At 66.9% G+C, this 10,032-nt stretch carries 11 protein-coding genes and 1 pseudogene; 5 read left to right on the top strand and 7 right to left on the bottom strand.

Going from position 1 to position 10,032, the window contains the following annotated elements; genetic code table 11:
* Positions 1-124: pseudogene (locus VF643_RS12860) on the top strand (IS5/IS1182 family transposase); the annotation flags it as partial.
* Between the two features lie 59 nt (positions 125-183).
* Here VF643_RS12860 and VF643_RS12865 read toward each other — a convergent pair.
* The 3 genes from VF643_RS12865 to ychF form a co-directional block, all read right to left on the bottom strand.
* Complete coding sequence (locus tag VF643_RS12865) at positions 184-633, bottom strand: MaoC family dehydratase (RefSeq protein WP_331043786.1); 450 nt, start codon at positions 631-633, stop codon at positions 184-186.
* Positions 633-1,910 carry an ectonucleotide pyrophosphatase/phosphodiesterase gene (locus tag VF643_RS12870; RefSeq protein WP_331043787.1) on the bottom strand — a complete coding sequence of 426 codons (1,278 nt, stop codon included), beginning with the start codon at positions 1,908-1,910 and terminating at the stop codon, positions 633-635. The genes VF643_RS12865 and VF643_RS12870 overlap by 1 nt, the downstream gene beginning before the upstream one ends.
* Before the next feature lie 299 nt (positions 1,911-2,209).
* Positions 2,210-3,310: a redox-regulated ATPase YchF gene (gene ychF / locus VF643_RS12875; RefSeq protein WP_331043788.1), complete on the bottom strand. Its 1,101-nt coding sequence runs from the start codon at positions 3,308-3,310 to the stop codon at positions 2,210-2,212.
* 133 nt (positions 3,311-3,443) lie between these two features.
* Here ychF and VF643_RS12880 point away from each other — a divergent pair, with 133 nt between their 5' ends.
* Positions 3,444-4,475 carry a methyl-accepting chemotaxis protein gene (locus VF643_RS12880; RefSeq protein WP_414713860.1) on the top strand — a complete coding sequence of 344 codons (1,032 nt, stop codon included), beginning with the start codon at positions 3,444-3,446 and terminating at the stop codon, positions 4,473-4,475.
* On the opposite strand, the gene VF643_RS12890 is transcribed toward VF643_RS12880, so the two are convergent.
* The 4 genes from VF643_RS12890 to VF643_RS12905 all read right to left on the bottom strand — a co-directional run bounded on the left by VF643_RS12890 (position 4,459) and on the right by VF643_RS12905 (position 7,419).
* Positions 4,459-5,043 (bottom strand): TIGR02466 family protein, encoded by a 585-nt coding sequence (locus VF643_RS12890; protein WP_331043789.1) that lies wholly within the window; start codon positions 5,041-5,043, stop codon positions 4,459-4,461. The genes VF643_RS12880 and VF643_RS12890 overlap by 17 nt on opposite strands.
* Entirely contained in the window at positions 5,040-5,609 is a 570-nt protein-coding gene (gene pth / locus VF643_RS12895; protein WP_331043790.1) for an aminoacyl-tRNA hydrolase, read from the bottom strand. Before pth ends, VF643_RS12890 begins: the two co-directional genes overlap by 4 nt.
* Before the next feature lie 75 nt (positions 5,610-5,684).
* Complete coding sequence (locus VF643_RS12900; RefSeq protein ID WP_331043791.1) at positions 5,685-6,365, bottom strand: 50S ribosomal protein L25/general stress protein Ctc; 681 nt, start codon at positions 6,363-6,365, stop codon at positions 5,685-5,687.
* 142 nt (positions 6,366-6,507) lie between these two features.
* Positions 6,508-7,419, bottom strand: coding sequence for a TraB/GumN family protein (locus tag VF643_RS12905; RefSeq protein WP_331043792.1), 912 nt, complete (start codon positions 7,417-7,419; stop codon positions 6,508-6,510).
* Between the two features lie 100 nt (positions 7,420-7,519).
* Here VF643_RS12905 and VF643_RS12910 point away from each other — a divergent pair, with 100 nt between their 5' ends.
* The 3 genes from VF643_RS12910 to glyS form a co-directional block, all read left to right on the top strand.
* Positions 7,520-8,398, top strand: a complete 879-nt coding sequence (locus VF643_RS12910) for a glycine--tRNA ligase subunit alpha (RefSeq protein ID WP_414713861.1) — start codon at positions 7,520-7,522, stop codon at positions 8,396-8,398.
* The gene (locus VF643_RS12915; RefSeq protein ID WP_331043796.1) at positions 8,395-8,877 is read left to right on the top strand and encodes an endonuclease domain-containing protein; all 483 of its coding nucleotides are present in this window, start codon (positions 8,395-8,397) and stop codon (positions 8,875-8,877) included. The genes VF643_RS12910 and VF643_RS12915 overlap by 4 nt, the downstream gene beginning before the upstream one ends.
* On the top strand, positions 8,874-10,032 hold a 1,159-nt coding region (gene glyS, locus VF643_RS12920), incomplete at its 3' end, for a glycine--tRNA ligase subunit beta (protein WP_331043793.1). The genes VF643_RS12915 and glyS, both read left to right, overlap by 4 nt.

Consider the following 10,032-nt stretch of genomic DNA (forward strand, 5'->3'; position numbering starts at 1 on the left):
TCAGGTCGAATGCTTCTTCAACAAACTCAAACGCTTCCGCAGGATCGCCTTGCGCTGCGAAAAGACACTGCCTGCCTTCATGGGCTTCGTCCACCTCGCCTGCGCCATGATCTGGCTACGTTAAATGCAGACAGAACCTAGTCGTAGCGGCGTGCTCGCCCGATCGCGCGGCGAGGGATAACCTCAAACTGCCGGCCGGGTGGCGATAAGTCCGTTCGAGATCATCGTCATCACCGCGACATCATCCTGATTGAACACCGTCATCCGGCTCTTGAAGATGCCCATCTCGGGGCGGGAGGCGGACGGGCGCTTCTCCAGCACCTCGGTTTCGGCGCGCAACGTGTCGCCGGGATAGACGGGCTTGAGCCAGCGCAGTTCGTCCATGCCCGGCGATCCCAGTCCGGCCTGACGGCTCTCCTTCAGATTGGCGACCAGCATCGCCATCGCCATCGCGCAGGTGTGCCAGCCGCTGGCCGACAGCCGCCCGAAATGGGTCTGGGCCGCGGCTTCTTCGGAGAGGTGGAAGGGCTGGGGATCGAATTTCTCCGCAAAGGCGATCACCTCGTCGCGATCCACCGCATAAGCGCCGAACGACGCCTTGGCGCCGACCACGATATCCTCGAAATACTGCATCAGCCTGGACTTCTCACCATCACCCGCCGGAAAGGCGCGTCGCTGCCGTCGATCCCGGTCGCTGGCGGCAGGCCGATGAGATCGCGCAGCAGCGGATAGACATCGACATTGTCAAACGCCGCCAGCCGCTTGCCCGCCGCAAATGCCGGCCCGTTGGCCAGGAACACCGCGCGCATCGACGGATCGGCATTGTCGAAGCCGTGATCGCCCTTCACGAACGGCGGGATCGTCGCCTGCGCGAACCGCCAGCCGATGTCCGACAGACACACCAGCGGCGGCACGCGCGGATTGGTCCCGAAATGCAACCGCGCGGGGATCGCCTCCCGCCGCCAGCAGCGTGCGTGCGTGCGATACGCCAGCACACGCCTTGTCACCGCCGCCTCATGCCCCGGCAGCGGGATGACGCCGATCATCGGTCCGGAATAGATTGCGCGCGAATCGGCGGGGTCCAGCAAGGGGGCGGTCGGCATCTGCTGCGACGGCGGCACCGGCGCCATGCCGTGGTCCGACACGATGATGAAATTCACCGGCTGGCCGATCGCCGCCAGCCCGTCGCGCAAGCCACCGATCGCGGTGTCGATCTCGCGCAGCGCCGCGCCGACCGCGGGCGAGAGGAAGCCGACATTGTGCGAGGTCTTGTCGACGGTATCGAAATACAGCGTCGCTAGCGCCGGGCGCGTGTCCGCAGGACGCCGCATCCAGTCGAGCACCGCCTCGCTCCGCTGCGCGCTGGTCAGATCGGCGGCGTAGGCGAACCAGTTGCTCGGCCGCACGCCGCGGATGGCGGCTTCGCTGCCCGGCCAGAACATCGTGGCCGTGCGCATCCCCGCGCGCTCCGCGGTTACCCAGATCGGCTCGGCACCGTCCCACCAGAAGCCGTCGCGCACCTGCGCCACCTCGGTATTGGCGAAGCGCACGCCGGGTCGCCGTGCATCCTCCATCGTGTTGTCGATCACGCCGTGGCGATCGGGCCGTAGGCCGGTGACGAGGGTATAATGGTTGGGAAAGGTGAGGGTGGGGAACGAAGGCCGCATCGCCGCGGACACGCCGCCTCTCGCCAGTGCATCCAGCACTGGCGTATCGCCGCGCCCCAGCTGGTCGGGACGAAGACCGTCGATCGACACCAGGATGGTGACCGGCGTGCGCGCTTCGGAGGTCGCCAGCGCGCCGGTCGCCGGGCCGGCGGGCCGGGTGACCGGGGCGAGGGCAGGGGGGGTATAGGGATAAGCGCAGGCGCCGAGCGCCAAGGCCGAGAGGATCGCCGTCACCTTGCGCATCGCTTGCCTCCCGCCGTTAGCCGCGTCCCTAGCCGCCTGCGCGCGGCGGCGAAACCCAGGAGCGTGTCAGCAGCACCTCGAACGCGTTCGAAAATTTGTCCCTCCGGGCATTTGTGTGCCCTATTTCGTCACCCCGGCGCAGGCGGGGTCCATGGTTCAGCAAACGAAGAACCTGAAGCCTCTTGGGAGGGCGCCGGCCGCGCGATGGACCCCGGCTTGCGCCGGGGTGACGGGCTATATGTGTTCGCCTGGGACGACACCCGAAAAGTCCGGGGTGACGATGGAGGGCCTCGGCCCCCTCACACGTTGAAGCGGAACAGCATCACGTCGCCGTCGTGGACGACATAGTCCTTACCCTCCTGGCGCAGCTTGCCCGCATCGCGTGCGCCGCTTTCGCCCTTGCACGCGACGTAATCGTCATAGGCGATCGTCTCCGCGCGGATGAAGCCGCGTTCGAAATCGGTATGGATTTCGCCCGCCGCCTGCGGCGCCCGAGCGCCCTTGTGGACGGTCCACGCGCGCGCTTCCTTGGGACCGACGGTGAAGAAGGTCAGCAGGTCGAGCAGCGTATAGCCCGCGCGGATCACGCGGGTCAGCCCGGTCTCCGCCAGGCCCAGATCGCTCAGGAACTCGGCCCGGTCCTCGGGTGCCATGGTCGCGATCTCCGCCTCGATCGCGGCCGACACCACCACCGCCTGCGCACCTTCCGCCGCCGCCTTGGCAAACACGCGTGCCGAAAAGTCGTTGCCCTGAGCGGCATGGCCCTCATCGACGTTGCAGACGTAGAGCACCGGCTTGGCGGTCAGCAGCTGCGCCTGTGCGAAAATGCGGGCTTCCTCCTCGTCCTTGGGCACCGTCAGCCGTGCAGGGCTGCCGGCGCGCAGCAGGTCGAGCGCCTGCCCGAGCACCGCGGCGCCGATCTTGGCCTCCTTGTCACCCTGTTGCCCCTTCTTGACGAGGTTTGGCACCCGCTTTTCCAGGCTCTCCAGGTCGGACAGCATCAGCTCGGTCTCGACCGTCTCGGCATCGGCGATCGGATCGACCTTGCCCTCGACATGCGTGATGTCGCCGTCCTCGAAACAGCGCAGGACGTGAACGATCGCATCGACCTCGCGGATGTTGCCGAGAAACTGGTTGCCCAGCCCCTCGCCCTTCGACGCGCCGCGCACCAGCCCGGCGATGTCGACGAACGCGAGCTGCGTCTCGATGATCTTGGCCGAACCCGCGATCGCCGCCAGCGCGTCCAGCCGCTCGTCGGGCACCGCGACGTTGCCGACGTTCGGCTCGATCGTGCAGAACGGATAGTTGGCCGCCTGCGCTGCCGCGGTCTGCGTCAGCGCGTTGAACAGGGTGGACTTGCCGACATTCGGCAGCCCGACGATACCGCAACGGAAACCCATGAGTGACCTTCGATCAAGGAGAAGCGCCGCGGCATAGAGGGCCGCATCGCCAAACGCCAGCCGGCCAGGGATACGTAAGCACGGCATTAACCATTAACCGACTAATCCGTGCCCGATAGTCGACGGGGGCAGCGTGCACAGCAAGGGAAGGACCGATGCCGCCTGGGACGCGATCGCGCGTTCGCATGCGGTGATCGAATTCGCGCTGGATGGCACCGTGGAGTGGGCCAACGATCGGTTCCTGACCATGATGGGCTATGCGCTCGAAGACATTCGCGGTCGGCACCACCGGATGTTCTGCGAAGCGACGTTCGCCGCCTCGCGCGATTATGCCCTCTGGTGGGACAGGCTCGCGCAGGGCCATTACGATGGCGGTGAGTATCGGCGGATTGGTCGCGACGACCGCGTCGTGTGGTTGCAGGCGACCTACAATCCGCTGCTGGACCCCGCTGGCCGTCCGACCAGGATCGTGAAGTTTGCCACCGACATCACCGACGCCAAGTCTCGCAACGCCGATTACGAGGGCAAGGTTCGCGCCATCGAACGCTCGCAGGCGATCGTGGAGTTCGCGCTGGACGGCCGGGTGTTGCGCGCGAACGGCAATTTCCTGCAAATATTCGGTTACGAGTCCGCGGACCTGATCGGCCGCCACCACCGCATCCTGTGTGAGCCCGAAGACGTGATCGAACCCCGTTATGGCGCGTTCTGGCAGCGGCTGGCCCGGGGCGAGTTCGACGCCGGCCGGTATCGCCGCCGGCACCGGACCGGCCGCCCAGTATGGATACAGGCCACCTACAACCCGATCCTCGATGCCGCGGGTCTGCCGCGCAGCGTCGTCAAGATCGCGAGCGACATTACCCATCAGGTAGCGCTCGAAGACGAGGTGCAGCTGCGCCTGGACGAAAGCCGCGAGTTCAGGGAAACGCTGGAGGACACGCTCGCGCAGCTTTCGACGATCGTCGGCACGATCGGCGACATCGCCACGCAGACCAATCTGCTCGCACTGAATGCCACGATCGAGGCGGCGCATGCCGGCGAGGCGGGGCGCGGGTTCGCGGTCGTCGCGTCGGAGGTGAAGAAGCTCGCCACGGACACCCGCCAGGCCACCGAGCGCGCCGCTGCGATGATGCGCGCGGCGCGGCTGCCGGCTACCAGCGGTAGTTGAAGCTGACGCTGATCCGCTCGCCCTTGGCAGCATTGGGCATCACTTCGTGGCGCAGCCAGCTTTCCCACAAGAAGACGCTGCCCGGCGCTGGTTCGGCATAGACGAAGGTGCCCGCGCGTGGCGGGGCGGCCATCATCATCGGCAGGCGCGGGTCTTCCAGCTTCAGCGCACCCGATCCGGGCGGCACCGCGATATAGAGCGTGCCGGAGACGACGCTGTGCGGGTGCAGATGCCCCGAATGGGTGCCGCCGGGCTTCAGGACGTTGACCCACAAGCTGTCGAGCTTCAGCCGCTTGCCGCCGAGTTCGAATCCGCATTCGCCCGCGAACTTCGCGGCATGGCGGTCGAGCGCACGCTTGAGGTCCGCGAAGGCCGGGTCTCGCTGCGGCAGGTCGTTCAGCGAGGCGTAGCTGGTATAGCCGCGATAGCCGTGATCCTTCGACCAGTGCCGGCCGGCGGTGTCGTCGATCGCAAGCTGCCGGCACGCCGCGTCGAGTTCGGCGAGCATTGCCGCGTCGCCGAGTGTGGCTTCGTAAAACAACGTGGCGAACAGCGCGCGCGTGCTCATGCGGCCAGCCGCAGCGCGACGTCGTTCATGAAACGCTCGTCATCGCCCGCCGCCAGCCAATGCGCCTCCGCCGCAATCGCGCCGAGAACGTCGGACAGGGGCTCGATTTCCGCCTTGGCATAATTGCCGAGCACATAGCCGGTCACCCGGTCCTTATGCCCCGGATGGCCGATGCCGATCCGCACCCGGCGGAATTCCGGTCCCAGATGCTGGTCGGTCGAGCGCAGGCCGTTATGCCCCGCAGTGCCGCCGCCGCGCTTCACCTTGACGCGAAAGGGCGCGATGTCGAGTTCGTCGTGGAAGACGGTCAGCGCCTCGACGCCCAATTTGTAGAAGCGCAGCGCCTCGGCGATCGCGCGGCCGCTGTCGTTCATGAAGGTAGCGGGCTTCAACAGCAGCACGCGTTCGCCGCCGATCCGCCCTTCCTGGGTCCACCCCTGGAACTGCTTCTTGATCGCGCCGAAATCGTGGACGGCCGCAATCGCGTCGGCCGCCATGAAGCCGACGTTGTGGCGATGCATCGCATATTGCGCGCCCGGATTGCCCAGGCCTGCCCAGATCTGCATGCGCGTCCTCAAAAACGAGAAAGGGGCAGGGAAGCCAACCGCTCTCCTGCCCCCTCCTTCATACGACAGCCCGCCTCAGTCCTTCTGAGTCGTGATCTTGTCGTCGTCGTTGTCGTCGTCGTTCGGAGCCGCGGCCTCGGCAGCCTCGGCAGCGGCAGTCTCGGCGACTTCCGCGTCGGCTGCATCGTCGGCGGCGGTCGGCACCGTCGGCGGCACGATCGTCGCGATCGCGAAGTCGCGGTCGTCGATCGCGGGCTTGGCGCCGGCGGGCAGCGTCACGTCGGAGATGTGGATCGACGCACCGACTTCGAGACCTTTCAGCGAAATCACGATCTCGCTGGGGATGTCGGCGGCATCGACGACGATCTCGACGTCGTGGCGGGTGATGTTCAGCACGCCGCCCTGGGTGATGCCGGGGCAATCGTCCTCGTCGGCGAACACGATCGGCACCGCGACGGTCACGGTCGAGTGCTCGCCGATGCGCAGGAAGTCGACATGGACCGGACGGTCGGTGACCGGGTGGAAGGCGACGTCCTTGGGCAGCGTCCGCACGCCGCCGACCATCACGACGGTGTTCATGAAGTGCCCGGTCGACAGCGCCTTGCGCAGCGCCTTCTCCTCCAGATGGATCGAGGTGGGTTCCTGATTCTGGCCGTAGATCACGGCAGGCACGCGGCCATCACGACGCAGCGCCCGGGAGGCTCCCTTGCCAACCCGGTCGCGCGTCTCGGCTGCGAGCGTCAAAAGGTCGCTCATTGCATTCTCCGAATTGCGCTAGTGTTCAAACTTCCGCCACGCCTCCAGGGATGACCATGAACGGAAGCGGGCGCGCATAGCGGATGGGGGCCGGGAAGGCAACGTCTTTGCTCCTCCCGGCGAGCGGGGAGGAGCAAGGGAATCAATACGTGATCCGCGTTACCTTCACCTTGTCCCGCGACAGCACCGCCAGCACGCTGGACGCTCCCGCCAGATGGCCCGCCCCCACCGCCAGGAACACCGTGCCCGGCCGCGCCATCCGCGCCTCGACCCATTTGGCCCAGCGCGCATTGCGATCGGTCAGCAGCACCTTGGCGACCTCGGGCGAATCCTTCAGGCTTTCGTTCATCTGTTCGGCCAGCGCGCCCGGATTGCCCGCCGCCCAATCGCCGACCATCTTGGTCATCGTCGCCTGCGCTTCGGGCAGTTCGTCCACGGTCGAGGTCAGGAACTGCACCTGCGCGCCCTCCGACAGGCCGGCGAAATAACCGATCTGCTGTTCGGCGGTTTCCAGCCCCGACACCGGCTTGCCCGCCGCCTTTGCCGCTGCGGTAATCACCGTCTCCGGCCCGTTGGCGGGATCGTAGCCCAGCTTCTGGAGTGGCAGCAGCGACAGGTTGGTCGCCGCGAACCACGGCCGCATCCTGTCGAACGCGTTGGCCGGCAGCCCCAGGTCGGTCACCGCCTTGGCATAGGCCGCGCGCTTGTCCGCGGGGATTTGTTCGGTCAGCGGCGGGCCGTCGGCACGGATGCCCTGGCTCATCACCAGCGCCTGCATCGCGGCCGGATCGGGCATCACCAGTTCCAGCACCACCTCGTCCGAGCGATCGAACGCGGTCTTCACCGCTTCGTCGAACCAGGTCAGGCCGGGTTTGAGGACGTGGATCGTGCCGAAGAGATACACCGTCGTATCCGCATCCCTGACCATCCACAGCGCCGGATCGGCATCGTTCGCCGCTCGCGGCGCGGGCGCTTGTGGCGCTTCCCCCGCGCAGGCGGGCAAGGCCAGGAACAGCGCGCAGGCGCCCAGCGTCGATTTCACGATCATCCCCATCCCGAAAACTCCTCGACGCGCCCGATAGCGGCTCCCGGCGGGTTGCGCCACGGGGGCGTGCTTGACCGGCCCCCAGCCATGAGCCAAAGCCCGCGCCATCATGACCGGCATCAACCCTTCCGGAATGTCCTTCCAGCGAATGATCCTGACGCTCCACGATTATTGGAGCGCGCAGGGGTGCGTCATCCTCCAGCCCTATGACATGGAAATGGGGGCGGGCACCTTCCACCCCGCCACCACGCTGCGCGCGCTGGGGCCGGACACGTGGAACGCCGCCTTCGTCCAGCCCTGCCGCCGCCCGACCGACGGCCGCTATGGCGAGAACCCGAACCGGCTGCAGCATTATTACCAATATCAGGTGATCCTGAAGCCCTCGCCCGCCGACCTGCAAGACCTGTATCTCGGCAGCCTGGCCGCGATCGGCGTCGACATGACGCTGCACGACATCCGCTTCGTCGAGGATGACTGGGAATCGCCGACGCTCGGCGCCTGGGGCCTGGGCTGGGAAGTCTGGTGCGACGGCATGGAGGTGACCCAGTTCACCTATTTCCAGCAGATGGGCGGTTTCGACATGAAGCCCGTCGCGGGCGAACTGACCTACGGCCTCGAACGCCTGGCGATGTATATCCAGGACGTCGACAATGTGTACGACCTGCGCTTCGATGACCGGGGCGTCACCTATGGCGACGTGTTCCTCGAAAACGAGCGCCAGATGTCGAAATGGAACTTCGAGGTCGCCGACACCGACACGCTGTTCGACGCCTTCCGCAAGCATGTGGCGGAATGCGAGAACAGTCTGGCAGCCGCTCTGCCCATCCCCGCCTACGAACAGGCGATCAAGGCCAGCCACGTCTTCAACCTGCTCCAGGCCCGAGGCGTCATCTCGGTCGCCGAACGCCAAGCCTATATGGGCCGCGTCCGCGACCTTGCGAAGGGCGCCTGCGGGGCGTGGATGGCGCACAACGGGTGGACGGCGTGACCGAAATTCCTCCCCGGGACGGGGAGGGGGACCGCCGCGCGCAGCGCGGTGGTGGAGGGGGTTCGCCGAATCTACGCCGCCCGACGGTATATTCGGCACGCAAACTCCGCCGCGAAATGACCACGCCCGAGCGCATGCTGTGGAAACGCCTGCGAGGGTCGCCCGAGGGTATTGCCTTTCGCAAGCAGCACCCGATCGATCCCTATGTTGCCGATTTCTACTGCGCGTCGGCCAAGCTGGTGATCGAACTCGACGGTGAGGTGCACAACCGAGGCGAGCAGCCGCAGCGCGATGCAGGGCGCGACGATGACCTGCGGGCACGGGGCTATCATCTTGTGCGGATATCCGCAGCCGACGTCCTGAGGGATGCCGACGAGGTCGCCGCATCGATCGTCGCGTGTGCGGCGGACCCCCTCCACCACCGCGCGTCGCGCGGCGGTCCCCCTCCCCGCGAGCGGGGAGGAGAAGGTAAACCATGACCGATTTCCTCCTCGAACTCCGCTCCGAAGAAATTCCCGCCCGCATGCAGGCGCGCGCGCGCGAAGACCTCGCGCGGCTGTTCGCGGCCGAACTCGCCAGGGCGGGCCTAACCGCACGCGAAGTAACGACCTACGCCACCCCCCGCCGCCTGGCGCTTATCGCGCGCGACCTGCCGGACGCGACTCAGGCGGTGTCCGAGGAGATCAAAGGCCCCAAGGCGGCGGCCCCGCCCCAGGCGCTCGAGGGCTTCCTGCGCAAGACCGGGCTCACCCGCGACCAGCTGACCGAACGCGACGGCATCCTCTTCGCGATTACGCAAAAACCCGGCCGCGCCACCGTCGCGGTCCTCGCCGAAGCCATCCCGACGATCGTCCGCGGCTTTCCCTGGCCCAAGTCGATGCGCTGGGGCGCCGCTTCCACCAGCACCGAAAGCCCGCGCTGGGTTCGCCCGTTACAGGGGATCGTCGCGCTGTTCGGCGACGTCATCGTTCCGGTCGAGATCGCCGGCGTAACCAGCGGCGCCGCGACGCTTGGCCACCGCTTCCACCACCCCGGCGTCATCACCATCGGATCGGCGCAGGATTACGTCGAGAAACTGCGCGCCTGCCATGTCATCGTCGACCAGGACGAGCGCGCGGCGATCATCCGCGAGGGCGCCCAGGCGCTCGCCGCGGGCGCCGGGCTGGAACTGGTCGAGGACGAGGGACTGGTCGCCGAAAACGCCGGGCTGACCGAATGGCCGGTGCCGCTCCTCGGCCGCTTCGACGAAGCCTTCCTCGACGTGCCCCCCGAGGTCATCCAGCTCACCGCGCGGGTGAATCAAAAGTATTTCGTCTGTCGAGACGCTGCCGGCGCGCTCGCCAACGCCTTCATCTGCACCGCCAACATCGCCGCGACCGACGGCGGCGCGCGCATCGTCGACGGCAACCGCAAGGTGCTCGCCGCACGGCTTTCGGACGCCAAATTCTTCTACGACACCGATCTGAAGGTGGCTCTCGACGTTCAGCGGGAGAAGCTGGGCAAGATCGTCTTCCACGACAAACTCGGCACGCTGGCCGACAAGGTGGAGCGCGTCGCCAAGCTGGCGCGCTGGCTGGTGGAGGAAGGGATCGTCGGGAGTTCAAGCCCCTTCGCCGCTACGAGCCCCCACCCCG

It is taken from the genome of Sphingomonas sp. (genome assembly GCF_036387595.1).
Taxonomy (GTDB): Bacteria; Pseudomonadota; Alphaproteobacteria; order Sphingomonadales; family Sphingomonadaceae; genus Sphingomonas.

Excerpts from the sequence above, each read along its gene's own strand:
- VF643_RS12865 (WP_331043786.1), bottom strand. The coding sequence starts at position 633 with ATGCAGTATTTCGAGGATATCGTGGTCGGCGCCAAGGCGTCGTTCGGC.
- VF643_RS12870 (WP_331043787.1), bottom strand. The coding sequence starts at position 1,910 with ATGCGCAAGGTGACGGCGATCCTCTCGGCCTTGGCGCTCGGCGCCTGC.
- ychF (WP_331043788.1), bottom strand. The coding sequence starts at position 3,310 with ATGGGTTTCCGTTGCGGTATCGTCGGGCTGCCGAATGTCGGCAAGTCC.
- VF643_RS12890 (WP_331043789.1), bottom strand. The coding sequence starts at position 5,043 with ATGAGCACGCGCGCGCTGTTCGCCACGTTGTTTTACGAAGCCACACTC.
- pth (WP_331043790.1), bottom strand. The coding sequence starts at position 5,609 with ATGCAGATCTGGGCAGGCCTGGGCAATCCGGGCGCGCAATATGCGATG.
- VF643_RS12900 (WP_331043791.1), bottom strand. The coding sequence starts at position 6,365 with ATGAGCGACCTTTTGACGCTCGCAGCCGAGACGCGCGACCGGGTTGGC.
- VF643_RS12905 (WP_331043792.1), bottom strand. The coding sequence starts at position 7,419 with ATGGGGATGATCGTGAAATCGACGCTGGGCGCCTGCGCGCTGTTCCTG.
- VF643_RS12910 (WP_414713861.1), top strand. The coding sequence starts at position 7,520 with ATGACCGGCATCAACCCTTCCGGAATGTCCTTCCAGCGAATGATCCTG.